The sequence below is a fragment of the Mycolicibacterium aichiense genome (genome assembly GCF_010726245.1).
Taxonomy (GTDB): domain Bacteria; phylum Actinomycetota; class Actinomycetes; order Mycobacteriales; family Mycobacteriaceae; genus Mycobacterium; species Mycobacterium aichiense.
In genome coordinates this window covers 5,776,300-5,799,877 of record NZ_AP022561.1, presented here as the reverse complement: position 1 = coordinate 5,799,877, position 23,578 = coordinate 5,776,300, and the positions used below count along the sequence as shown (strand labels likewise).

The 23,578-nt window shown below is 67.1% G+C and carries 29 protein-coding genes; 13 read left to right on the top strand and 16 right to left on the bottom strand.

Features of this window, described 5'->3' with window-relative positions; translation table 11 throughout:
• Positions 1-35 precede the first annotated feature (35 nt).
• From G6N32_RS27770 to G6N32_RS27755, 4 genes are read left to right on the top strand one after another with little or no spacing between them, the layout of a single operon-like run.
• Complete coding sequence (locus G6N32_RS27770) at positions 36-395, top strand: DUF4226 domain-containing protein (RefSeq protein WP_115317990.1); 360 nt, start codon at positions 36-38, stop codon at positions 393-395.
• A gap of 58 nt (positions 396-453) precedes the next feature.
• Positions 454-1,851: a DUF4226 domain-containing protein gene (locus tag G6N32_RS27765; RefSeq protein ID WP_115317991.1), complete on the top strand. Its 1,398-nt coding sequence runs from the start codon at positions 454-456 to the stop codon at positions 1,849-1,851.
• A 1-nt stretch (position 1,852) separates the two neighbouring features.
• Positions 1,853-2,170, top strand: a complete 318-nt coding sequence (locus G6N32_RS27760; protein ID WP_115317992.1) for an ESX-1 secretion-associated protein — start codon at positions 1,853-1,855, stop codon at positions 2,168-2,170.
• Positions 2,167-2,472, top strand: a complete 306-nt coding sequence (locus G6N32_RS27755) for a DUF2694 family protein (protein ID WP_115317993.1) — start codon at positions 2,167-2,169, stop codon at positions 2,470-2,472. Before G6N32_RS27760 ends, G6N32_RS27755 begins: the two co-directional genes overlap by 4 nt.
• A 4-nt stretch (positions 2,473-2,476) precedes the next feature.
• On the opposite strand, the gene G6N32_RS29225 is transcribed toward G6N32_RS27755, so the two are convergent.
• From G6N32_RS29225 to G6N32_RS27725, 7 genes are read right to left on the bottom strand one after another with little or no spacing between them, the layout of a single operon-like run.
• Positions 2,477-2,602, bottom strand: a complete 126-nt coding sequence (locus G6N32_RS29225) for a hypothetical protein (protein ID WP_264028726.1) — start codon at positions 2,600-2,602, stop codon at positions 2,477-2,479.
• 37 nt (positions 2,603-2,639) lie between these two features.
• A complete protein-coding gene (lipE, locus tag G6N32_RS27750) occupies positions 2,640-3,893 on the bottom strand; it encodes a lipase LipE (RefSeq protein WP_115317994.1) in 1,254 nt (417 codons plus the stop codon).
• Positions 3,890-4,375, bottom strand: a complete 486-nt coding sequence (locus G6N32_RS27745) for a peroxynitrite isomerase (RefSeq protein WP_115317995.1) — start codon at positions 4,373-4,375, stop codon at positions 3,890-3,892. Before G6N32_RS27745 ends, lipE begins: the two co-directional genes overlap by 4 nt.
• A 24-nt stretch (positions 4,376-4,399) precedes the next feature.
• Complete coding sequence (locus G6N32_RS27740) at positions 4,400-4,807, bottom strand: VOC family protein (protein ID WP_115317996.1); 408 nt, start codon at positions 4,805-4,807, stop codon at positions 4,400-4,402.
• A gap of 48 nt (positions 4,808-4,855) precedes the next feature.
• Positions 4,856-5,263 (bottom strand): VOC family protein, encoded by a 408-nt coding sequence (locus tag G6N32_RS27735; RefSeq protein WP_115317997.1) that lies wholly within the window; start codon positions 5,261-5,263, stop codon positions 4,856-4,858.
• Positions 5,264-5,290: 27 nt separating this feature from the next.
• On the bottom strand, positions 5,291-5,932 hold the full coding sequence (locus G6N32_RS27730; RefSeq protein ID WP_115317998.1) for a class I SAM-dependent methyltransferase: 642 nt from the start codon (positions 5,930-5,932) through the stop codon (positions 5,291-5,293).
• A gap of 53 nt (positions 5,933-5,985) precedes the next feature.
• Positions 5,986-6,429: an STAS domain-containing protein gene (locus G6N32_RS27725; RefSeq protein ID WP_115317999.1), complete on the bottom strand. Its 444-nt coding sequence runs from the start codon at positions 6,427-6,429 to the stop codon at positions 5,986-5,988.
• Between the two features lie 459 nt (positions 6,430-6,888).
• On the opposite strand from G6N32_RS27725, the gene G6N32_RS27720 reads away from it, so the two are divergent.
• Positions 6,889-7,752, top strand: coding sequence for a rhomboid family intramembrane serine protease (locus G6N32_RS27720; protein WP_115318000.1), 864 nt, complete (start codon positions 6,889-6,891; stop codon positions 7,750-7,752).
• A gap of 1 nt (position 7,753) precedes the next feature.
• On the opposite strand, the gene G6N32_RS27715 is transcribed toward G6N32_RS27720, so the two are convergent.
• From G6N32_RS27715 to G6N32_RS27700, 4 genes are all read right to left on the bottom strand, one after another.
• Positions 7,754-8,206: a hypothetical protein gene (locus tag G6N32_RS27715; RefSeq protein ID WP_115318001.1), complete on the bottom strand. Its 453-nt coding sequence runs from the start codon at positions 8,204-8,206 to the stop codon at positions 7,754-7,756.
• A gap of 75 nt (positions 8,207-8,281) precedes the next feature.
• Entirely contained in the window at positions 8,282-8,902 is a 621-nt protein-coding gene (locus G6N32_RS27710) for a LutC/YkgG family protein (RefSeq protein WP_115318002.1), read from the bottom strand.
• Entirely contained in the window at positions 8,899-10,356 is a 1,458-nt protein-coding gene (locus G6N32_RS27705) for a lactate utilization protein B (protein ID WP_115318003.1), read from the bottom strand. Before G6N32_RS27705 ends, G6N32_RS27710 begins: the two co-directional genes overlap by 4 nt.
• Entirely contained in the window at positions 10,353-11,096 is a 744-nt protein-coding gene (locus G6N32_RS27700; protein WP_115318954.1) for a (Fe-S)-binding protein, read from the bottom strand. The genes G6N32_RS27705 and G6N32_RS27700 overlap by 4 nt, the downstream gene beginning before the upstream one ends.
• Before the next feature lie 40 nt (positions 11,097-11,136).
• Between G6N32_RS27700 and G6N32_RS27695 the strand changes: the two genes are divergently transcribed.
• A complete protein-coding gene (locus tag G6N32_RS27695; protein WP_410432630.1) occupies positions 11,137-13,095 on the top strand; it encodes a potassium transporter Kup in 1,959 nt (652 codons plus the stop codon).
• A gap of 36 nt (positions 13,096-13,131) precedes the next feature.
• The gene (locus tag G6N32_RS27690) at positions 13,132-14,340 is read left to right on the top strand and encodes an FAD-dependent oxidoreductase (protein ID WP_115318005.1); all 1,209 of its coding nucleotides are present in this window, start codon (positions 13,132-13,134) and stop codon (positions 14,338-14,340) included.
• A gap of 39 nt (positions 14,341-14,379) precedes the next feature.
• Here G6N32_RS27690 and G6N32_RS27685 read toward each other — a convergent pair whose 3' ends face one another.
• Together G6N32_RS27685 and G6N32_RS27680 are read right to left on the bottom strand one after the other, a co-directional pair.
• A complete protein-coding gene (locus tag G6N32_RS27685; RefSeq protein WP_115318006.1) occupies positions 14,380-15,000 on the bottom strand; it encodes a TetR/AcrR family transcriptional regulator in 621 nt (206 codons plus the stop codon).
• A 24-nt stretch (positions 15,001-15,024) separates the two neighbouring features.
• Positions 15,025-15,777: an SDR family NAD(P)-dependent oxidoreductase gene (locus G6N32_RS27680; RefSeq protein WP_115318007.1), complete on the bottom strand. Its 753-nt coding sequence runs from the start codon at positions 15,775-15,777 to the stop codon at positions 15,025-15,027.
• A gap of 126 nt (positions 15,778-15,903) precedes the next feature.
• Here G6N32_RS27680 and G6N32_RS27675 point away from each other — a divergent pair, with 126 nt between their 5' ends.
• Positions 15,904-16,914 carry a zinc-dependent alcohol dehydrogenase gene (locus tag G6N32_RS27675; protein ID WP_115318008.1) on the top strand — a complete coding sequence of 337 codons (1,011 nt, stop codon included), beginning with the start codon at positions 15,904-15,906 and terminating at the stop codon, positions 16,912-16,914.
• Here the strand turns inward: G6N32_RS27675 and G6N32_RS27670 are convergent.
• Both G6N32_RS27670 and G6N32_RS27665 read right to left on the bottom strand, forming a co-directional pair.
• Positions 16,911-17,807, bottom strand: a complete 897-nt coding sequence (locus G6N32_RS27670; RefSeq protein WP_115318955.1) for an LLM class flavin-dependent oxidoreductase — start codon at positions 17,805-17,807, stop codon at positions 16,911-16,913. The genes G6N32_RS27675 and G6N32_RS27670 overlap by 4 nt on opposite strands.
• Positions 17,808-17,842: 35 nt before the next feature.
• Positions 17,843-18,388 (bottom strand): TetR/AcrR family transcriptional regulator, encoded by a 546-nt coding sequence (locus G6N32_RS27665; protein WP_232077385.1) that lies wholly within the window; start codon positions 18,386-18,388, stop codon positions 17,843-17,845.
• Between the two features lie 105 nt (positions 18,389-18,493).
• Here G6N32_RS27665 and G6N32_RS27660 point away from each other — a divergent pair, with 105 nt between their 5' ends.
• From G6N32_RS27660 to G6N32_RS27640, 5 genes are read left to right on the top strand one after another with little or no spacing between them, the layout of a single operon-like run.
• Positions 18,494-19,735, top strand: coding sequence for a cytochrome P450 (locus tag G6N32_RS27660; RefSeq protein WP_163789491.1), 1,242 nt, complete (start codon positions 18,494-18,496; stop codon positions 19,733-19,735).
• 14 nt (positions 19,736-19,749) lie between these two features.
• Positions 19,750-19,944, top strand: a complete 195-nt coding sequence (locus tag G6N32_RS27655; protein ID WP_115318010.1) for a ferredoxin — start codon at positions 19,750-19,752, stop codon at positions 19,942-19,944.
• 3 nt (positions 19,945-19,947) lie between these two features.
• Positions 19,948-20,652 (top strand): NIPSNAP family protein, encoded by a 705-nt coding sequence (locus tag G6N32_RS27650; protein WP_115318011.1) that lies wholly within the window; start codon positions 19,948-19,950, stop codon positions 20,650-20,652.
• Positions 20,652-21,875 (top strand): cytochrome P450, encoded by a 1,224-nt coding sequence (locus G6N32_RS27645; protein ID WP_172507225.1) that lies wholly within the window; start codon positions 20,652-20,654, stop codon positions 21,873-21,875. The genes G6N32_RS27650 and G6N32_RS27645 overlap by 1 nt, the downstream gene beginning before the upstream one ends.
• Before the next feature lie 56 nt (positions 21,876-21,931).
• Entirely contained in the window at positions 21,932-22,654 is a 723-nt protein-coding gene (locus G6N32_RS27640) for a TetR/AcrR family transcriptional regulator (protein ID WP_163789607.1), read from the top strand.
• Here G6N32_RS27640 and G6N32_RS27635 read toward each other — a convergent pair.
• Positions 22,602-23,570 carry an enoyl-CoA hydratase/isomerase family protein gene (locus G6N32_RS27635; protein WP_115318012.1) on the bottom strand — a complete coding sequence of 323 codons (969 nt, stop codon included), beginning with the start codon at positions 23,568-23,570 and terminating at the stop codon, positions 22,602-22,604. The genes G6N32_RS27640 and G6N32_RS27635 overlap by 53 nt on opposite strands.
• Positions 23,571-23,578: the final 8 nt, after the last annotated feature.

The following is a 23,578-nucleotide window of genomic DNA, read 5'->3' as shown; positions in this document are numbered from 1 at the left end:
TTGTCCGGCGAAATCTCGCTGAGTACCGTCGACCCATGGCAGAGCACGCCGGAGCGTCGGCCGACGCCCTCGAGTCGGCTCGATCGCTGCTCGCCGCACGCGACCGCGACCTCGCCGAGGCGGACGCCGAACTTGCCGAGGTGGTGTCGGCCGCACATGTCGTCGCTACCGAGGCGATCCGCAAGCTCGACGCGATCAACGCCCAGATCGAGGCGGCCGTAGCGCGAAACACCGTCACCGCGCCGGTCGAGGGGCGCGAGTTCGCGCGCTTCCTGCTCGACAAGCAACGCGAAATCACCGATGTTCTGATCGTTGCGCGCGCCGAGGCAGACGCCAAAACCAGGGTGCTCCAGCGGCTTCTGGACCGCTACCGGGTGTCGTCCACACCTGCCTGACGGGTGAATTGTCACCCGAACATCGCCTGGATACAGTCGCCGGCATGAGAGGGCACCGGTGGCGAGTTACCAAGACCTGCTCGACGTGATCGCGCGCGTCGGTGCGGTCACCGGTGACAGCCGGGCCTGGCTGACGGGGCTCTCGGATACCGACATCGCCACGATCACCAGCCCGGTAAATGTGGTGTCGCCGAGCGCAATCGACAACGTAGTGGCCAAGATTCGCGCTCAGCATCGAGCGGCCCTCGATCCGGCGGCATCCAGCGACCAAACCACGGGGGTGGGGGAGGGGCTGGCCGCCGAGGCCATTCGCACCGCCGAAACGTCACTGGCACATCAGAATTCGATGAGCGCACAGCTCGATCTGCAGGTGATCACTGCGGTGCTCAACGCGCATGCCGTCCACTCAGCGGGCCGCGAAGCCCTCGACGGCCTGCAGCGGGACATCGAGACCGCCGTCGCGGCCCGCACCGACCTCGACACCCCGGCCGGCGCCCGCGCGTTCCAGCGGTATCTGATCGACAAGTTGCGCGACATCAAGACCGTGGTGGAGACCGCGGGACTGGATGCCACCTCGAAGGCATCGTTGGCCGCGGCGCTGGCATCGCTCTATGTCGGCGCCACCCCGGATGCCGTGGCCGAGGACGCACCCGACGCACGCCCGGCGGCCGCGACACCGGCTGAGCCGGCCGTCGACGTTCCGGCCGATGTCGGCCCCGACCCGTTCACCGATGCCCTGTTGCCTGACGACCTCGCGCCCTCGGCGCCTGACGCGGCTGCCGCCGCCCAGCCGGTTCCCGCACCGATGATCCCGCCCATGGCCGGGATCCCCGCGACGGGCGGCGGATCCGGTGGGGGTGTGCCGGCCGGCCCCAGCCCCGTGCCCCCGGCGTTCGACAATCTCGCCCCGGCGCGGCTGCCGTCCACAGACACCTCTGACCTGCTCGACGACCCGTTGCCTGACGAGCCGATCGACGACGCTCCGATCGATTCGGAGCCCGCCGACGACACCGGCGCCGCGGAAGAACCCGATGTGCCGCCTGCCGACGACTCGACCGTCGTCACCTTGCCCAACGGTGAAACGGTGACCGCGCCGACGCCTCAACTCGCGGCAGCCATCACCGCCGCGGTGGCCGGAACACCCATCCCGGAGGCATTCCGGCAGCAAGGCATCATGATCCCACCGCCGGGCACCGCGGTGTCGCATCCCGTCGAGGCAGCTCGGGTGTTGCCCGGTGACATCGGGATGCTGACCGACCGGCATGCGTTGGCATTGGGTAACGGCAAAGCTGTGCTCAACAATCAGATCCAGCCCATTACCAGCGTCGCGGGCCCGAGCTTCCTAGGGTGGGAGCATCCGCCTGAGCCGGGCGCCGGAGCCATTACCCCGAAACCCGACCAACCGGCTCCCACCCGGCCGGCGGTGACAGCCGGTCCGCCGGCGATAGGAGAGTGACATGGCAGAGCGCATCCACGTGGTGCCCGACGAGCTGCGCCGGGCGGCCCGCGTCCACCAGGACACCGCCGACCAGCTGAGCACGGTGCCGGCCGGGCACGCCGGCATCCTCGCCAGCCTCGACTCGCTGGGCCCGATCTTCGGTGAGCTTCGCGACGCCGGCCGCGAACTGCTGGACCAGCGGCGGGCCTGCTACGAGCAGCAGGCCGCGGCTCATGCCGAACTCGCGAGCAACCTGAGGCACGCCGCCGACGTCTGGGAACACCAGGACAGCGCCGCCGCCGCCGAGCTCGGCCGCATTGCCCAGGACGGTTCATGACCGAACCCGATCCCGAGTTCGACGCGGCCCATCCCAGCGGGCACATCCTGTTCCGGTCGTGCCGGGGTGGTTATCTGCACAGCGTGGCCCTGGCCGAACCCGCGATGGACGCCGACGCGCAGACCCTGGCCCAGGGCATCCTGCTGACCGCGGACGTGTCGTATCTGAAAGCCTTGATGCAGGTTCGCGCCGAGATCGTGGCGGCGGGCCACACCCCGTCAGACGATGTGGCGAGCAGCCGCGATCTCGAGCTGGCCGCCGAGGCGTTGCGGCAGCATCGGCTGCGGCCAGAAGAATCCTAAGCGGTCAACGGTCACCGTCGGCGGAGACAACCTCCGGCGGCGCACCGGGATTCGGACCGAACAGCTCGCGCGCCCGCTGCAGCAGAGCCCGCACCTCGTCGAGTTGTTGCTGCAGCAGCGAGTCACCCATGGTCGGTACGTTATCCACCGAGCGCGGCCTGCACAATTCACCCGCGGACGCGGGGGATCTCAGCGTTGATGCAGTCCAGCACTTCGGTGTAGCGGCCGGCTTCGCGGTGCTGTCCGGGTTTACCGCTGCTGACCAGTCCGACTGACAGCCGTCGTTCCGGATCCGCCCAGACGGCGATGTTGGTCAGCCCGGTATGGCCGACGGCGGCGGGTGCGTCGCGTCCGAAGGGCCCGAACCTGGTGGACCCGAGCATGTAGCCGGTGCCCCAGCGCATCGGCGCGAATCCTGTTGCGATATCGGGCCGCAACCGCCGCGCGGGGGCCGCCGCAGCGCGTAGCGTCTCCGGCCGCATGACCCGGACTCCGTCGAGTTCACCTCCGCGACAGAGGATTTCGGCGAAGCGGGATAACTCGTCGGCGTTGGACACCGTGCTGGACGACGGGACGACGCCGGTCAGGAAGAGCGGGGTGTTGGAGAACGGAATGATCTGCTGTGGGGTCCCGCCGACGGCGGCCCGGAAGGCCTTGGCGATCGGCGCAGGCAATGGTTTGCCCGTGACGTGGCTCGGCGCGACCAGCGGGACATCCTGTTCTGCCACGCCGTAGTTCGTCCACCGGAAGCCCAGCGGGTCCAGGATGTCTTCGGCGAGGATGTCGCGGATGTTGCGGCCGGTTGCGGCCGAGACGATCTCGCGGACCAGCGGGCCCCAGGTCAGCCCGTGGTAGATGTGCATCAAGCCTGGCCGGTGGATCGGTTTGAGCTCACCGAGTTTCTCGCGCGCGTAAGCACTCTCGTTCATCCGCTTGAGGTCTGGTCGCGGCCCGGTGGCGAACGGCACGCCGGCGCTGTGGGTGATCACGTGCCGGATGGTGGTGCGGTCCTTGCCGTGGCTGGTGTAGTTCGGCAGGTAGTCGCAGACCCGGTCCTCGAGGGAGAATTCGCCGCGCTCGACGAGCATGTGTACCACTGTCGTGCTGATGGCCTTGGCTGCGGAGTACACACAGAACGGCGTCTCGACGGTGACCGGCACCTTCTCGGCGTCCGGGGGGTCGGCCGGGCCGTTGCCCCAACCGTGGCCGATCGCGCGGTTGAGCACGACTTTTCCGTTGTGCCGCAGGGACAGTTGGATGGCGGGGTGCATGCCCGCGGCGTACCAGTGCCGCACGGATTCCCAGATCCGGTCGGCGGTGGCCGCCGGGATGTCGGCGTGGTCCTCGGTCCCGACGTCGGTGACGGCATCGAGGTCGCTCGGGACGCGAATCCGGCCGTCGCCGGTGGGGGAGTGGCTCACCCCTGCTGCCTGTGCAGGGTCGCGGCCAGATGGTGGGTGAGCGGCACGCCGACAGCGGCCATCCGGACGGTGTAGGTGAGCTCGTCACCGACAAGGTGGAACGAACGACTCAGTGAGGTAACGCTTTTCGCCGAAGCCGTGAGTCCGATCGAGGTGGAGTCGAGCTCGATGGCCAGGCTGTTATCGGTTACCGACAGCGTGCCTTCATCGATCTCGGTGACCCCGGTGGGATGGACGACGACGAGTTCGATCCGGCCGGGCGACGGCACCCGGATGTAGCCGGCCTCGGCGTGCAGGGGACGGCCGTCGTCGGTGGCGCGGGTCCGCTGCGAGTAGGTCAGAAAGGGCTTGCCGATGTGTCCGATCGCGATCTCTTCGACGTAGCCGAACGTCTCGATGGTCGGGTACTCGCCGGTGCCGGCTCCGGTCCAGGTGCCCAGCAGGGGCGCCAGGACCGCGAGGTCGGGATGAAGCTCGGGCACGATGCCCAGGGTACGGGCCGCGATCTACATCGGGCCGACGAGCTCGACCCAGTTGCCGTCCGGGTCGGCGACGAACATCCAGCCCATGCCGGGCACCGGCGCGAACTCGGCGAGCTCCTGCGCGATCTCGTAGCCGGCGGCCTTGGCCTGCTCGGCGGCGGTGGTGGTGTTGGCCACCACCACGGTGAAGTAGCGGATACCGGCCGCGGCCGGACCGCCCCCCGGCGTCGCGGGCGCGGCCGGCGGTTGGTCGAGCGTGACGAGCTTGAGCACGTTGTCACCGAGCGCATAGCGCTTCATCGTTCCGCCCGGGAAGTCGAGGTCGCCGGTGAAGGGCAGGCCCAGGAAGTTCTCGTAGAACTCGACCATCGGACCCAGGTTGGTGGTGACCAGACCGACTTCGATGTTCTTGGCGAGCAACTCGATGGCCATAGGTGTTCCTCTTCGTTGAGTGGGTGACGTCGGAAGGATAAACGGTGCTCAGATCGGGCCCGCGAGCTCGACCCAGTTGCCGTCGGGATCGGCAACGAAGAACCACCCGATGCCGGGCAGTGCGGTGAATTCGGTGAGTGGTTCGACGATTTCGTATCCGGCGGCCGTGACCTGCGCGGCCGCGTCGGTGACGTTCGTGACCACCAGCGAGATGTAGCGGACACCGGTCTGCGCGCGCCCACCGCCGGGGGTCAGCGCTGCGGGAGGCGGCTGGTCATAGGTCACGAGTTTGAGGGTGTTGTCACCGATCAGGTAGCGCTTCATGGTGCCGCCGGGAAAGTCGAGGTCGAGCTGGAACGGCAGGCCGAGGAAGTTCTCGTAGAACTCGACCATCGGACCCAGATCGGTGGTCACCAGACCGATCTCGACACTGGGGGCGAGCAGCTCGACGGCCATGGTGTCGAAGGATACGGCCCGAATCGGTCAGGACGCGGGCTTCGTCCCGATCGTGATGAGGTCGAACACGGCTTTGGTCCACAGCGGCCGGTGCACCCGGTGCTGGTCGCTGATCGTGAAACCGGCGCCGGTGAACAGTGTGCGCATCTCCTGCGCCGACGGGTTGTGCGCGGCACTGGCCGGCGAGTTGGTCAGCCGGCCGAGCAACGGCAGTTGCGGGGGGCTGATCGTCGCGACCGCCGCCAGACCACCGGGCCGCAGCACCCGGTAGAATTCGCGCATCGCCGCCGGCTGGTCGAAGAAGTGAAAGGCCGACGTCGAAACGACGGCGTCGAGCGAGTCGTCGTCGAACGGCAGTTGTTCGGCCGGCCCCTTGCGCCACTGCACCTTCGGGTCGCGGGCCTTGGCCTGCTTGAGCATGCCGTCGGACATGTCGACCCCGTACACCTCGTCGGGGTGCAGCTCGGCTTCGATGCGAGCGGCGAGAATGCCTGTGCCGCAGGCAATGTCAGCGATCCGGCAAGCACCGTGGGCGCGCAGCTGATCGATGACCTCGTCTTGGGCGGGCTGGTAGACCCATTGCTGCAGACGCGGATGGTCGTAGAGCGGGGCGGCGACGCTCCAGAACCGTGTCACCAGGTCGTTGAGGTTGCGACCGTGTGTCGCCATGGCTGCTCGCCTTCGCTAGAACCGATCGAACCAGTCTAGGAAGGGGCGGGCGGCTACTTCGCCAGCGGGGCCAGCTGGAGGTGGGTGTGCGGGCCGCGGGCGAGAGCCGCCACCGCCGAGACGATATTGCCCGCGGTGGTGACCAATCCCTCCGGATCGCAGACCCGCAGCACACGGGCCACCGCAGGCCCGGGGACCAGCACCCAGTCGATCCCGCGCCGCGAGCACCGCACGGTGAGGGTGTGCAGCGCGGAGAACCCGTCGGTGGCGAAGAAGTCGAGCTTCGACAGGTCGATCACGAGCTGCTGGTATCCCGAGACGTTGTCCTCGACGTAGCCGAGCATGTCACCGGCATTCGATGCGTCGATCTCTCCGACTGCGGCGATGAGCAGGGTGGTCGCACTGAGCTCTCTGGATCGGAAGACTCCACGATCCGTGCGGTCGCGGCCCAGGCGGGTGACAGCCGAGGTTGCCGCGGTGGTGGTGGCTGAAGTCATGGCGCCTCCATCAGTGGTACTCCGCGATGCCGGATTTGCCTGCCGAAGCGGTTCGTCTCGACGCTTCGCTGTGAAAGTTCTCAAGCCCTCACGCTCGGCGACTCCGGGCGGCTGTGAACTCAACCTGGAGGAAATGTACTACGGAATCCGTTGCGTGGCTACAAGTTGTTGAGGATAGCTATATGGGCACTTCAACCCGGATTCGCGCATCCCGGAAATGGGACGCGTCGGTGCGGTTATGGCAAATATTGACGCTGAGTGAAAGTGAATCCGAAGGTTAGCTGCGGATGCGTCCGGCCGACCCAGGCCAGGCGGTCCCTAGCGGTACTGGTCGGCCAGATTGTGGTCGGGTGCGTGCGGCCAGTGACGACGAAATCCGTACCTTCGAGGCCGCGTCGGCAACTACGTCACCGGTGCGGCGCCGCCGGCGCGGCACACAGTATCTTCGGTGGCAGGACTATGAGCATCCCTTACACACCGCAAACTCCGGCGGGCACACCGACCTGTTACCGCCATCCAGACCGCCCGACCTATGTGCACTGCACCCGTTGTGGGCGCCCGGTCTGCCCCGAGTGCATGCGCAGCGCCGCGGTCGGCCATCAGTGTGTCGACTGCGTGGCAGCCGCCGGCCAGAATGTGCGGGCGGCGCGCACCGGGGCCGGTGGCATCCTGCGCTCCGGCCAGCCGTATGTGACGTATGCGCTGATCGCGGTCAACGTGGTGATGTTCGTGCTGCAGATGACGTCGCGAGATCTTCAGCGCGCGCTTGTGCTGTGGGCGCCCGGCGTTGCGGGAGGCGAGTACTACCGCTTGATCACCTCGGCGTTCATGCACTACGGCGCCATGCACCTGCTGTTCAACATGTGGGCGCTGTATGTGATCGGCCCTCCGCTCGAGGCCTGGCTGGGCCGGCTGCGCTTCGGTGCGCTGTACGGCCTCAGCGCGCTGGGCGGTTCGGTGCTGGTGTACCTGCTCGCTCCGATCGGGGCGGCCACCGCAGGCGCATCGGGTGCGGTCTTCGGGTTGTTCGGGGCGACGTTCGTGGTGGCCAAGCGGCTCAACCTCGACGTGCGGTGGGTGGTGGTGCTCATCGGTATCAACCTGGTGCTGACATTCACCGTGCCGTCGATCAGTTGGCAGGGCCACGTGGGCGGCTTGATCACCGGGTCGCTGATCGCGGCGGTCTACACCTACGCGCCGCGCGAACGCCGCAACCTGGTGCAGGGCGGCGTCTCCGCGGCTGTCCTGGTGGTGTTCGCTGCGCTGATCTACTGGCGCACCGCCGAGTTGATCGGTCAGTACGGCGCGCTGATCACCGGCTGACTCAGAGCCGGGTCAGCCAGAACGGGTAGGTGAAGGTGCCGCCCGGCGCCCCGTCGCAGCCGACGTCGAACGACGATTCCATGGTTCCCGACAGCGTCTTGGCATCCCAGGTGAAGACATCGCGGGTGGGGATGACCGGACCGTAATAGATGTCGCCGCAGCGCAATCCGTCCGGATTGTCGACGGTCATCGTGTACTGCCCGTTGTTCAGTGTCGCGATGCCGTACCAGGGGTATGCCTTGGCGATCGGCATCGGGTTGGCCGAGACGCGCACGCAGGTCGGGTTGAACACGATCTCTCCCGGGCACGGAGCGGCGCCCCACGCCCAGGTATGGAAGTCCCGGCGGTCCGGGATGATGAAGTTGTAGTTGCCGGGCCACAGTTCTGCGGAAGCTGGCGGGGCCAACGTCACCGCGGCCGCCGTGAGCGCAATGCCTATCGCCAAAGTCCGCAACGCCCGGCTCCCTTCGTAGCTCCGCTGTAGAAATCTATGCCGTGCCGCCGCGAGAAATAAGCGGATTCTGCAATGTCACCGGCTGATCAGCAGCACGTCAAGTCTGCGGGGGCCGTGTACACCTTCGACCCGGTTGAGTTCGATGTCGCTGGTGGCGCTCGGTCCGGAGATGAAGGTCAGCGGTCGCTCCGGGTCCAGGGCGGCTAACGCCTGCGGGACGGTGTCGACGATCTGGTCGGTGAAGACGACGCAGATGTGATGGTCGGGGACCAGGGTCAGTGCTCGCCGGCCCTGGGTGGGCCCGGCGTCCAGGACGATGGTTCCGGTGGCCGCGATGCCCAGGGCGCATCCGGTGACGACGGCGGCGGCGGTGTCGAGTTCGGTTACCGCCAAACGATTTTCAGGGTCGTCGACGGCGGTGTCGATGCCGTCGACCCACTCGGTGGGCAGTCCCGACGGTATCGCCACCCGAGCGCCCGCACCGGTCAGCTCGGCGACCGTGGCCGCGATCGTGGCGGCATCGATCCGCAGCACCTGGGCCTGGTATTCGGCGACCGTCCGGGCGAAGCGCTCGGCGTCACCCGGTCCCTGCGCGGGCTCCCGGTCGTAGTCACGCGGCACCTCGACGGGGTCGGGCGGGGCCGCCGCGAGCGCGCCGCGGATCCGGTCGAGGACGATGCGACGTGTCCCGTTCAACGGGACGCCTCGTCGTGGGTGCGGGCCCACCACTGGCGGAACGTCTCCGCTGGCGGTGCGGGCACGTCACGGCTGGTGGTCCAGCGCGACGCCGGCCACGGCAGGGCGGTGATGCGCTGATCGGCACCCGCCACCAGCCGCCCGGCGGCGAGAAGCTTCTCGGCCGCGGCGAATCGTCCGGGCGAGGCCATCGCCCACGCGGCGGCACCCATCGCCAGGTCCTGACCGACCGCCCGATGGCCGTCGACCTGGGCGGCCCGTAGGTGCACCAGAATCGACGGGATGTCGATCCGCACCGGGCACGCGTCGAAACACGCACCGCACAACGACGACGCATACGGCAGGGAGGCGTTGGGGTCGTCGTGGCCCTGCGTCCCGGTCAGCTGCGGGCTCAGGATCGCACCGATTGGGCCGGGATAGATCGAGCCGTAGGCGTGGCCGCCGGTGCGTTCGTAGACCGGGCAGACATTCAGGCAGGCGCTGCAGCGGATGCAGTGCAGCGCCGCGCGGCCGACGGCGTCCCCGAGCACCGCGGTGCGTCCGTTGTCCAGCAGCACCAGATGGAACTCCTGGGGTCCGTCACCGGGATGCACACCGGTCCACATCGAGGTGTACGGATTCATCCGTTCGGCCGTCGACGATCGCGGCAGTAGCTGCATGAACACCTCGAGGTCGGTGAACCGGGGCACCACCTTCTCGATGCCCATCACCGTGATCAGCGTCTGCGGCAGGGTCAGGCACATCCGGCCATTACCTTCGGATTCGACGACGGCCAATGTCCCGGTCTCGGCGACCGCGAAATTCGCACCGCTGACGGCGACCTTGGCGGACAGGAACTTTCGGCGCAGATGCGCGCGGGCCGCCATCGCAAGGACCCGCGGGTCATCGGTCAGCTCACCGGCATCGGGCATCTCACGCACGAAGATCTCGCGGATCTCGGCGCGGTTGCGATGGATTGCCGGAACCAGGATGTGACTGGGGGTGTCGCGCCCCAGTTGGACGATCAGCTCGGCGAGGTCGGTCTCGATCGCCGAGATACCCTCGGCCGCCAAGTGCTCGTTGAGCCCGATCTCCTGGGTGGCCATCGACTTGACCTTGACCACCTCGTCAGCGCCGGTCGCGCGGACCAACCCGGTCACGATTTGGTTGGCTTCGGCGGCGTCGCGCGCCCAGTGCACCACGCCGCCGCGGGCGACCACATTGGCTTCCAGCTCCTCGAGCAACTCCGGAAGCCGGGCCATCACCTCCTGCTTGAGTGCGCTGCCCGCGGCCCGCAGCTGTTCCCAGTCCGCGCATTCGGCAACGGCCCCAAGCCGTTTGGTGCGGATGGTTCGGGTGGCGTGGCCGACATTGCGGCGCATCTGGGTATTGGCCAGCTCCCGTCGCGCCGCTTGCGGGAACGGTTCGGTGCCGCGCAGATTGCCGATGCCGGGAACGCCGAGGAACCGCGTCATCGCGGGGGCTCCGTCGCGGCCAGGATCTCGGCGAGATGCACGGTGCGCACCGCCGACCGCATCCGGCTCAGGCCACCGCCGATGTGCATCAGGCATGAACTGTCTCCGGCGGCACACACTTCGGCGCGCGAAGCGATGACCGCAGACATCTTGTCGGCCAGCATCGCGGTGGAGGTGTCGGCGTTCTTGATCGCGAAGGTGCCACCGAATCCGCAGCAGGTGTCCGCGTCGGCGAGCTCCACCAGGGTCAGCCCGCGCACGTGGCGAAGCAATTGCAGGGGCTTGTCACCGACACGCAACAGCCGCAGCGAATGACAGGTCGGGTGGTAGGTGACCCGATGCGGATAGTAGGCACCGACATCGCGCACATCGAGCACGTCGACCAACAATTCGGACAGCTCGTAGGTGCGTGCCGCCATGGCCTCGGCGCGCTGCGCCAGCGCGGTGTCACCGGCCCGCCGGGCCACCATCGCGTGCTGGTGGCGGACCGAGCCGACGCATGATCCCGATGGCGCGACCACCACGTCGCATCCGCTGTTCTCGAACACCTCGAGGTGGTGGCGGACCAAGCCGGTCGCCTGACCGAGATAGCCGGTGTTGATGTGCATCTGACCGCAGCACGTCTGGTCGGCCGGGAAGACCACGTGATGCCCGAGCCGTTCCAGCAGTTCGACAGTCGCGATCGCGGCCCGCGGAAACATCGCGTCGGCCAGACATGTCGCGAACAGGGCAATACGCATCTGTTCCACCGTACGTCGGGACGGCATCTCGGCAGTTACCATGAGCCTCCACGTCGCCGGGACCCGACGCCGGGCGCACCGAGAAACGGGGTGGGGAGTGAGCACGGCGACCAAGGCCCGCACCGGCATCGTCATCGGTGCGCTGGGCGTGGTGTTCGGCGACATCGGCACCAGCCCCATCTACACCGTGCAGACGCTGTTCAATCCAGGCGACCCGCACCCCGTGCCGATCACCCCCGCCAACGTCTACGGCGTGGTGTCGCTGATCTTCTGGTCGGTGATGGTCATCGTCACGCTGACCTACGTCACCCTGGTCATGCACGCCGACAACGACGGTGAGGGTGGCGTGATGGCCCTCATCACGCTGGTGCGCAGGCTCGGACGCAGATCCAGTCCGCGGGTCATCGCCGCGTTGTCGGCGCTCGGAATCCTGGGCGCCGCACTGTTTTTCGGCGACAGCATGATCACCCCGGCCATTTCGGTGCTGTCCGCGGTGGAGGGCCTCAAGGTCGTCGACCCGTCGCTGTCGGAGTTGGTGGTGCCGATCACCGCGGTCATCATCGTCGGGCTGTTCGCGGTGCAGCGGCGCGGCACGGCGGCGGTGGGACGGTTCTTCGGCCCGGTGATGATCGTCTGGTTCCTCGTGATCGGCGCGTGCGGGGTGCGGGGTATCTCCGGGCATCCGCAGATCCTGAAGGCACTGTCGCCGACCTACGCGCTGGAGTTCATCTTCGGCCACTTCCACATCGCGTTCTTCGCACTCGCCGCCGTCGTGCTGTCGGTCACCGGCGCCGAGGCGCTCTACGCCGACATGGGCCACTTCGGCCGCAAGGCGATCACCTGGGGCTGGCTGGGTCTCGTGCTCCCGGCGCTGGTGCTCAACTACCTCGGCCAGGGTGCGCTGCTGCTGGGCAATCAGAGTGTGGTCAACGCGCCGTTCTTCCTGCTGGTGCCACCCGGGTGGGAGCTCCCGATGGCGATCCTGGCCACCGCCGCGACGGTGATCGCGTCGCAGGCGGTGATCACCGGCGCGTATTCGGTGGCCTCGCAGGCGGCGCAACTCGGCTACCTGCCGCGACTGCGGATCGCCCACACCTCGGCGTCGTCTATCGGTCAGATCTACGTCCCCTGGATCAACGGGATGCTGATGGTGGCGGTGCTGATCCTGGTGTTCGCGTTCCGGAGCTCGGCTGCACTGGGCTACGCCTACGGGATGGCCGTCACCGGCACCATCACCATCACCACCCTGTTGTTCCTGTACATCGCCCACACCCGGTGGCGGTGGCCGCTGTGGATGGTGATCATCGGCGGCGGTGCACTGCTGACGGTCGACCTGATGTTCCTGGCGGCCAACCTGACCAAGCTCGTGCACGGCGCGTGGCTGCCGCTGCTGATCGGTCTGGTCACCTTCACGGTGCTGATCACCTGGCAGCGGGGCAGCGCGATCGTGGTGAGCGCCCGCGACAAAGCCGAAGGACCGCTGCAGCCCTTCATCGACGAGATCAACAACCACACCCCGCCCTATCCGCGGATCCCTGGCACCGCGGTATTCCTGAACCGGGAGAGCGAGACGGCGCCGTTGTCGATGCGGGCCAACGTCGACCACAACCACGTCGTGCCCGAGCGGGTGATCATTCTGTCGATCGTCGTTCCGCCGTTGCCCCGGGTGCCCGACGGCGAGCGGATCACCGTCGACGACCTCGGCGATCCGGATGACGGCATTTATTACGTGGCAGCCCAATTCGGTTACATGGAGCGACCCGACGTGCCGGCGGCGTTGCGGTTGGTGGACCCGTCCGACGTCGGCGGTGACATCGACCTCGACAGCACCTCCTACTTTTTGTCCAAGATCGAACTGATTCCCGGTGATCAGCCGACGATGGCGCCCTGGCGCAAGCGGATCTTCATCGCCACATCGTTGATGGCCGCAGATTCCGCGGGATACTTCGGCCTGCCGACCTCTCAGACGGTGCTGATCGGCTCCCGTATTCAGGTTTAGCTCCACGCGTTCACCCGCCGTGACTACGGTGTGCCCATGAGCGACTCCACGACGGTGGCGATCGTCGGCGGCGGCCCCGCCGGCATGGTGCTCGGACTGCTGTTGGCCAGGGCGGGAATCGAGGTCACCGTCCTGGAGAAGCACGCCGACTTCCTGCGCGACTTCCGCGGCGACACAGTACATCCCACGACCCTGCGGCTTCTCGACGAGCTAGGCCTGGGGGAGCGGTTCGCGGCACTGCCGCACAGCAAGGTCGATCACGCCGAATTCACGGTGGGCGACACATCGCTGACGATGGTGGACTTCCGCCGGCTGCGGCAGCCCCACCCGTACATCGCGATGGTGCCGCAGTGGGATCTGCTCAACCTGCTGGCCGAGGCCGGTCAGGCGGAGCCGACGTACACGCTGCGGCTGTGCCACGAGGTGACCGGGCTGTTGCGCGACGGCGCCCGGGTCACCGGGGTGAGCTACACCTCGCCGGACGGCGACGGTGAACTGCGCGCCGATCTGACCGTGGCCTGCGACGGCCGGACGTCGGTCGTGCGGCAGAGCGCCGGCCTGGTGGCGCGGGACTTCCCGGTGCCGTTCGACGTGTGGTGGTTTCGGCTGCCGCGGGACAGCAACGCTGAGTACACCCTGATTCCCCGGATCACCGCCGGACGCGTGCTGATCATGATTCCGCGGGAGGGGTACTTCCAGCTCGCCTACCTGATCCCGAAGGGCAGCGACGCCCGACTGCGGGCACGCGGGCTGGACGCGCTGAAAGCCGAACTGGCCGAGCTGATTCCGGAGGCCAATACCGACACCCTCACCTCGTTGGACCAGGTGAAGTTCCTCGACGTGCGGCTCAACCGACTCAGCCGTTGGCACACCGACGGACTGCTCTGCCTCGGCGATGCGGCCCACGCGATGTCCCCGGTCGGTGGCGTCGGCATCAACATGGCCATCCAGGACGCGGTGGGCGCGGCGACACTGCTGGCCGAGCCGCTGCGGCGCGGCGCGGTCACCGACCGCGACCTGGCCGCTGTCCGTAAGCGCCGGCTGCCGCCGGCCGCGGTCACCCAGGCCGTGCAGCGGCTGCTGCACAAGCGGCTGGTGGCGCCGATCCTCGACGGACAGAACGCTGACCCGCCGGCGGCGATCACCTCGCTGATTCGGCGGTTGCCGTGGCTCTCGGTGATTCCGGCCTACCTGGTCGGGGTCGGGGTGCGGCCCGAGCACGCCCCGCCATTTGCCCGGCGCTAGACGCGCATTCGAAATGCGCTGTTTGCCAGAGAATTTCGGTCAAACAAAGTTCGGTACCAGGGCGCGCAGGAGATACTGCTCGACGAAGAGTCTCTTGGCCTCGACCGGCCGATGCCGCCACACGGGAGCGAGCAGGAACAACGACGCGGTGTGCAGCCAGCGCGCCGTCTCCCGTGGGTCGAGCTCGGGATGCAAACTGCCGTCAGCCTGCCATCGTTCGAACAGCGGACCGTAGTGCCGCAGGACGACGTCGACGATCTGCTCGGAGCCGATTTCGAGTGCGGTCGCCACCGCCGTACTCTCACCCGACATCAAGGCCTCGTTCAACGCGTCGCCGACCACGGACTGGACGGGAACGAGCATCAGTTCCTGGATCGAGGCCGACGCATCGTCGGGCTGCGGTAGCGATGCGACGTGCGCGGCCAGCGCAGCGTCGATCCTGGTCAGCAGCAACCCGAGCAGAAGATCGTCGCGGGATGGGAAATAGCGGTAGACGGTCGAGCGGACCACACCGGCTTCGGCGGCGACTTCAGCCATTCGGATCTGGGTGTTGCCCCGGCGCACGATGCACCGGCTGGCGGCCTCGAGCAGTCGGTGGCGCGCCTCATCGCCGGCGAGCAGTGCCCGTTCTGCGCGCAGGGGACGACCCGTTGTTCCCATCCGCCAGATCGTACGGTTCGCTAGTCAGCCGCCGACCATGATCAGCCCACCATCGACCGGCAGCAGTTGGCCGGTGATAAAGTGCGAGCCCTCACCGGCCAGGAACACCAGCACGGGGCCGAGGTCGCGGTCGGGATCGCCGAGCGCGCCACCGAGCGGGATCGTGGCTTTGATCTGCTGATCGATGAACGGCGCCGCATCCGGGCCGAGGAATTCGCGAAGCCGGTCCGCTCCGCGCGTCTGCATCGCCGGCGCCAGCGCGTTGACCGTTACGTTGTCCGACGCCCAGGCCTTGGCCGCTGAGCGGGTCCAGGCCTGCACCGCACCCTTCGCCGCGGCGTACACCGCGGAGATCGGGCTGCCCATCACCGCCTCGGCCGAGCCGAAATTGATGATGCGCCCGCCGGATTTGCGCATCACCGCATGCGCGGCCTGGTTGGTGAGGATCGTGGTCTTGACGTTGGTGTCGAGAACGAAGTCGATGTCGGCGGCGGTGATGTGACCGGGCACGCCCTGATGCCACAGTCCCGCCGCGTTGACCAGTATGTCGAGGCCGCCCATCGCCGCCACCGCGGCGTCGATCATCGCGTTCACCGAGTCGCCATCCCGGGCGTCGCACTGCACCCAGATGGCCTGGGAGTCGTCGGTGGGTTCGGTCTGGTGATAGGTCGCGACCACCTCGGCGCCGGCCTTCGTGAGTGCCCGGACAGCTGCGGCGCCCAGCCCGCTGGCCGCACCGGTGACCACCGCGCGGCGCCCGGCGAGTGGCTTGCTCATCGCGAGAACAGGGACAGCCCGGTGGCCGTGTGCCTTACCATGTCGGTCACGGTAGGGCTCGGCGCCGCTGGTGTCAACCGTCGACTATTCGAAAAGCTTTGTGCCAGTTGAATTGTGAGGGACCAGATGAGAGCAACAATGATCACCGGCGCGGGTCAGACCGAGGTCGTCGATGTCGCCGATCCGGTGGTGGGACCAGCTGACGTGCTGGTGAAGATCAGAGCCTGCGGAATCTGCGGCTCGGACGCGCTCTACATCTCGATGGGCGGGCTGCCCCCTCGTCAGGGACGGATGCCGCTCGGGCACGAACCGGCGGGTGAGGTCGTCGAGGTCGGCCGCGACGTCACCGGCATCAACGTCGGCGACCACGTGGTGATCAACCCCATCGGCGCCCCGAGCGGAATCATCGGTAACGGCGGGGCCACCGGCGCGCTGGCCGAATACCTCCTCGTCGAAAACGCGGTGCGAGGGCAGAGCATCGAGGTGATCCCGACCGACATCCCGTTCGAGGTCGCCGCCCTCAACGAACCGATGGCCGTCGCCCGGCACGCGGTCAACCAGACCAAACCCACGCCGGCGGACAAGGTCGCGGTCTTCGGTGCCGGGCCGATCGGGCTGGGCGCCACCATCGCCTATAAGGCGTTGGGCGTCAATCACGTGACGGTGGTGGACCTGATCGGATCGCGGCTGGACAAGGCGCTGGCCGTCGGCGCCGACTCGGTGATCAACGCCGGCGATGAGGATGTGGCGCGGCGCCTCATCGCGTTGCACGGCAAGGGCGCGGCGATGTGGCCGGGTAAATCGGGCACCGACATCTACCTGGACGCGGCCGGCGCACCATCGGTGGTCACCACCGCGCTGGCGTCAGCACAAATCGGTGCACGGCTGGGGGTGGTCGCTGTGCACAAGGAGCCGGTGCCGGTGGACTTCGTCAACATCATGGCCAACGAGATCACCGTCGTCGGATCGATGGGCTATCCCACCGAAATCTTCGAAGTGACCGCGGATCTCGTGGCCGACTGGGAGAAGTACGCGGTGATCGTCAGCCACACCTTCGATTTCGGCGACGTGCAGGGCGCGCTACAGACCGCGCTGACGCCGGGTGCCGCTGACAAGGTCGTCGTCACCTTCGCCTAGAGCTGGGGGAGTACCTCGGCGGCGAGTAGCTCCAGGGTCGCGTCCGAAGCCCGGTCGTGGGTGAAGAACACCACCTGCCCGAAACCCATCTCCTGGAGTTGGCCCAGACGGTCGACGATCGCGGCCGGCGTACCGATCAGCCCGCCGTCGTGCAGACCGAAACCCGGCCCGCCGAACCGCTTCTCGGCAACCTGGCGCACACCTTCCAACGCGGCAGAATCCGGTGCCAGCGCCAACACGGCCTCGACCGACATCACGATGGAGCCCGGATCCCGGCCGATGTCCTCGCAGATCGCTCGCAGCACGGTTAGTTTGTGCTCCATCTCGCCGAGGGCATAGGTGGGCACGTTCCAGACGTCGGCATAGCGGGCGACCAGCGGCAGGGTGTACTTCTCGCCGGATCCGCCCACCACGATCGGCGGGCGTGGCTGTTGAACGGGGCCGGGTGTGATCGGCATGTCGCGAACGGTGAAATATGTTCCGCTGAAATCGATCCGCTGATCAGCGAACGCCTGGGTGAGGATCTCCAGCGTCTCCTGCAGGCGCTCGGATCGCTGCGCAAACGTGCCCCAGTCCAGTCCGAGCCGGTGGTGTTCGTCCTCGATGGATCCGCTGCCGATACCCAGCTCCAGCCGGCCGTCCGAAATGTGGTCCAGGGCGGCGGCCATCTTGGCCAAGACGGCGGGATGACGAAACTGGTTGCACAGCACCAGATGTCCCACACGCAGACGTTCAGTCCGGCTCAGCAGAGCGGTGGCCAGCGTCCAGGCCTCCAGTGAGTCGATGCCGGGGATGCCGGGGCCGTACATGTGGTCGTAGAGCCACAACGAGCCGATGCCGAGTTCCTCACAGCGTTGCGCGCGGTGCAGCACATCGGCGTAGCCGAACCCCATCTGCGGGACGTAGATCCCGATGTCCAGGGTCGGGGTCACTGCTTGATGCCGACGGCATGGCGCAGCTGGGCTAGGAACTGGTCGGCGTCGTCGCTGCGGACCACGTAGTGGGATATCGCGACGCGAATTGCGGTGGCGGCCTTGATCTCTGCGTTGGGACCGCTCAACAGCCGCTGCAGCCGGGTTCGCATCAGCGGCAGGATGCGGTCCAGCTGGGCGATGACCACCTCGGGTTCGATGTCGATCAGCCGGACCCCGGAGTAGGTCTGTTGGTAGGAAACGATGAACTGTAGTGCCGCGTCGAGTTTGTCGGTTCCGCGCAGTCCCGCGGTGGCCCGGCTGATACCGGTGTCGAACATCTCCCGCTCATAGGCGCCGAACGCGTCGAGCAACTCGGTCTTGGAGGCGAACCAGCGGTACAGGGTGGGCCGGGACACCCCGGCCTGCAGAGCGACCTCGGACAGACTGAGCTTGGTCTGACCGCTCCGGGCGAGCACTTCGGCGGTGGCATTGAGGATGCGCCGCCGCGACGAGGTTTCGTCATCGTCGGCGATCACAGCGGTGGTTCCGGCCGGGCTCACGTGTACAGGATTACAGGTCGCGGCCCGGGTGTCACGTGGAGTCCACACATCCGAGACCGAAAACACTGTCTTTACAAATTCCAGTCAAAGTGTCACGCTGTGCTCGTGTCGGCGGACCAGCGTGGGTACAGCGCCCACGACATCACGTCGCGGCGATTCTGGGGCCAGACCTTCGACGTCCGCGAGCAGACCTTCGCCGCTCTGCGGGCCACCGACGGACTCACCTGGCATGAGCCGTTCCCCTCGCTGTTCCCGATGGACGAGCCCGGTTTCTGGGCGTTGACCCGGCGCGCCGACATCGTCCACGCCAGCCTGCATCCCGAGCTGTTCAGTTCCGCGCAGGGCATCGCGCTGGATCCGATGCCCGCCGACATCCAGCGGATAGCCACGTTCTTCCTGATGATGGATCCGCCGCAGCACACGGTGTACCGCCGGCTCATCAGCTCGGCATTCACCCCGCGCAACGTCGCGCAGATCGATGAGCAGATCCGTAAGAACGCGGCCACCGTGGTCGACGAACTGGTCGGCGCCGGTGAGGTCGATTTCGTCGCGGCCTGCTCGGCGCGACTGCCGATGATGACGATCTCCGAAATGCTGGGCGTACCGAACTCCGACCGCGAGGCGGTGGCCAAGGCCGCCGAGAAGCTGTTCTCCATGAGCGACGACGAGTACGCCACGATCGAGGAGCGCGCCGAGGCGACGGTCAACGAGATGTTCCTCTTGGCGGGCACCGGCATTGAGTTGGCCAAGTTCCGTCGCAGGCACCCGGGCGACGACTTGATGACCAGCATCGTCAACGCCGAAGTCGACGGGCACCGGCTCACCGACGAGGAGATCGGCGCGTTTTTGGTGCTGCTGGCATCGGCAGGAAACGACACCACCAAGCAGACGACCTCGCACGCCATGCTGGCGCTGGCAGCCAACCCGGACCAGCGCGCCTGGCTGATGGCTGATTTCGACGGCCGGATCGGACCGGCCGTCGAGGAGTTCATCCGGTGGGCGACCCCGGTGCTGCAGTTCGCCCGGTTCGTCGCGCACGACACCGAACTGGCCGGCCAGCAGCTCAACGCCGGCGACAAGGTCGGACTGTTCTACTGCTCGGCGAACCGGGACGATGCCGCCTTCGACCGGCCCGGCGCGTTCGACCTGCAACGCTCACCAAACCCGCACCTGGGTTTCGGCGGCGGCGGCCCGCACTTCTGCCTCGGCAACCAGCTGGCGCGCACCGAGTTGCGGAATCTGTTCCGCGAGTTGTTGTTCCGAGTCGACATCGAACTCGGCGAGCCCGACTACCTGTTGAGTAGCTTCGTGCACGGGATCAAGCGGCTCCCCGCGTTCGTGCGGTGAGCGTGAGGCGGACTATGCGAATCGAAGTGGACCTGGCCAAATGCACCGGGCACGGTATCTGCGAGACGATCGCCGAGGACGTCTTCGAAGTCGACGACGACGGCAGCGTCCGCATCCACGGCGCCGCCCGGCCCGAGGCGGACCGGGCGCGGATGCAGCAGGCCGTCACCCAGTGTCCGGCCGCGGCGCTGGCCCTGATCGAGGACTGACCGGTGAAGAAGTACTTCAGCCACACCTTGCTGTATCTGCACGAGACGATCGCGCTGGGCTCCGAGCGCAGCGACCGGTTCACCGAGAAGTTCACCAGCGTGTATCAACCCATGATGGAACAGCTTGGGGCGCGGCTGTTCTCGATCTGGGAGGCCACACCGTACAACGGGCACTGGCCGCAGGTGACGATCATCTGGGAGATCGACGCGTTCGCCGATTATGCCCGGATCGGCCGGGCGCAGGCCCCCGGCGGCAGCCATCGCGAGGCCGCCGCCGAGTGGGCGGACTATCTCGCCGGTGCGGGCGCGTCGGGGGAGGGCCGGATCATGTACGCCGGACGCAGCAACCGCCCGCTGGCGGAACTCACGCACTCGAAATTCACTGCCGGGCTGGTGATTCAGGAGATCATGCAGACCAAGCCCGGCAAGCAGGACGACTATATCCGCGAGCTGGAACGGCTATACGTCCCGTGGTCGGAGCGCACCGGCAAGCGCTGGCTGGGCTCCTTCGTCACGACGTTCCGCTTCAACGAGGTGATCCACTACTGGGCGCTGGACGGCGACTGGGACTGTTTCGAGAACCACTACCCGTCGTGGAAGGACAGTCCACCGGCCGAGATCGTCACGTGGATGAGCGTGGCGCCTGCGCTGCGTGACGGGTGGGAGGACTCGATTCTGCAGGCGCTACCGCCGTCCCCGCTCCGATAATGGCCGTGATGCAGCAGTTCTCGTACAGCCCGTTCGATCCGGCGGTGATGGCCGACCCGCGCCCGTTCTACCGGACCCTGCGGGATCACCACCCGGTGTACTACGTCGACGAACTCGACACTTATGCACTGGCCCGGTTCGACGACGTCTGGAACGTGCTCGCGATCAACGACGGCACCTTTGTGGCATCCGAGGGAACTCTGCCCGCGGCGGCGGTACTGGCTCACCGCAATCAGGGTCCGGTCGCCGACCCGCCGCTGCATCCGTTGCCGTTCCATGCGAACTTCGACGCGCCGATCTACGACGACGTCCGGCGTTGCACGGCAGCGCAATTCCGGCCGAAGTCCGTCGCCACCTGGCAGGACCGCATCCGCGAACTGGCCAACGAGCGTCTCGACGAACTGTTGCCACGCGGAAGCTTCGACCTCACCCAGGAGTACGGCGGGATCGTCGCCGCCTCGGTGGTGTGCGAACTGGTCGGACTGCCAACCGATCTGGCCGTCGATGTGCTGGCCACAGTGAACGCCGGCAGCCTGGCGGAGCCCGGTAGCGGGGTCGAGGTCGCCAACGCCCGGCCGGGGTACCTCGAGTACCTGATTCCCGTGGTGCAACAGGTGCGCGCCGGCACGTTCGGCGGCTCGCTGCCGATCGTCGAGAACCTGCTGGCCTACCGGCTGCCCGACGGATCGGCGCTGACTGACAGTGAAGTGGCCGTCCAGATGTTGGGCGTGTTCATCGGCGGTACCGAGACGGTCCCCAAGATCGTCGCGCACGGGTTGTGGGAATTGCGGCGCCACCCCGATCAGCTGGCGGCGGTGCGCGCCGATCCTGCGACCAACGTGCCGGTGGCCCGCGAGGAGATCATCCGCTACTGCGCTCCCGCGCAGTGGTTCGCCCGAACGGTGCGCCGCCCGTACACCATTCATGACACCACGATCCAGCCGGGCCAGCGCATCATCACCCTGCTGGCGTCGGCCAACCGCGACGAGCGGGAGTTCGACGAGCCGGAGACGTTCCGCTGGAACCGGCGGATCGAACGATCGCTGGCGTTCGGCCGGGGCCAGCACTTCTGCCTGGGTTATCACATGGCACGGCTGGAGATCGCGGTGCTGCTGCAGGAGTGGTTGCGTCGCGTCCCGGACTATCAGATCGATGAGGACTGTGCCCTGCGGCCGCCGTCGAGTTTCCAGTGGGGTTGGAACAGCGTCCCGGTCCAGGTGTGAGCGGGCGGCCTCCCCGGCCTCTAAACACCTTGATTTACTTGTCGGCGGTGTGTTGACTGACTGCGGTGAGCTCTGCCAAAGACCCTCGCACCGACCGGTCGTCGATCACGCGGGACGCGCTGCTGGTGGCTGCCGAGCGCCTTTTCGCCGAGAACGGTCTGTATGCGGTGTCGAACCGGCAGATCAGCGATGCCGCCGGCCAGGGCAACAACGCGGCCGCCTGCTACCACTTCGGTTCCCGAGCGGATCTGTTGCGTGCGATCGAGGCTCGGCACCACGCCGCGATCGACGAGATCCGTCGAGGCAAGCTGGCTGATCTGTCGCCGAACCCTCAGCTGCGGGATTGGATCGGCGTCCTGGTCCATCCGTTGACCGAACATCTGCATGCGCTCGGAACGTCAACCACTTATGCGCGGTTCGCGGCGCAGGTGATGGCCGACCCGGCCTGCCGGGAGCTGGTGGGGTCGTACGCGATGACCTCGGAGCGGATGCTCAAAACGGTGCGCGGGATCAACCGGTGCCTGCCGGCCCGACCGAAACGCGTTCGGGTCATCCGCTGGACGATGGCGCGAAACCTGTTGATGCACACCTGCGCCGAGATCGAGGGTGAGAAGGCGAGCGGCGCGGCGTCAGCGAATGCGAACTGGCTGGTGGTCGGTGAGGAACTGGTCGACGCGCTGGTGGGCCTGTGGGCCGCCCCCGACGAGGCGCCGCGGGCCGGACAGGTCAGGGCTTCTTCCGCCCGGAGTGGCTCAACCGCCACTCTGGCGGGAAGTTGAGGTCGTTGTCCTTGACCACGTTGTTGAGGCCCTTCTCGAAGGTGCCCTCGGTCAGGTCCGGGTAGTTGTCCCGATCGTTGGTCATCATCGGCAACATGCCCTCGACCACGCCGGTGAGGAGGCTCCCGAAGTACTCGCCCTTGTGCTGTTTGTAGAGCTCGAGGAACGTCTTCTGCACGACGACTGTGTCGGTGGGCCGCGTCTTCGAGCACGCCATCGCGTACTTCAGAGTCTCCGCCTCGAGCTGTTCACGCGGGACGACACTGTTGATGAAACCGCAGTCGTACATCTCGGCGGCCGTGAAAGGCCTTCCGGTGAAGAGCATCTCGGAGAACTTCCGCAGGCCCATGGTTTCGGCCCACCACCACAGCCGGGGCCCCCAGCCGACGTAGCGGAACGCGGGATGACCGAACAGGGCATCGTCGGAGGACACCACCAGGTCGGCGTCGCCGGCCTGGTAGAAGTGCCAGCCGTAGCAGTAGCCTTTCGCCTCCACGATCGTGATCTTCTTACACTCCTGTAGCGGCCGGTTGCCCGCGCGTGCCTTGGCATAGTGGTCGGTGAGGGTGTACAGGTAACGATAGGAGTCGCCGGGCGGATACTTCACGCTGTCGTCGTTGATCGAAAGTTCATGCAGCAGAGACGTTCCCGGATTCTCCAGCATCTCGCGCTGTTCCGGCAGGTCGCCACCGCTGCCGAAGTCGTTGCCCTCGCCGCGGATCACCACCACCTTCACGTCGTCGTCGACGTTGCACTTGTGGATCATGTCGGCGAAGTTCTGCCGCATCCCCATGGTGGTCGAGTTGAGTTCGGCGGGTCGGTCAAAGGTGATGTAAGCAATGCGATTAGCGAGATCCTTCTCGAACTTGATGTAGGGCTCCGCCTCGCGCTTCATCTGCTCGTAGTCGTGATCCATGGTGCGCA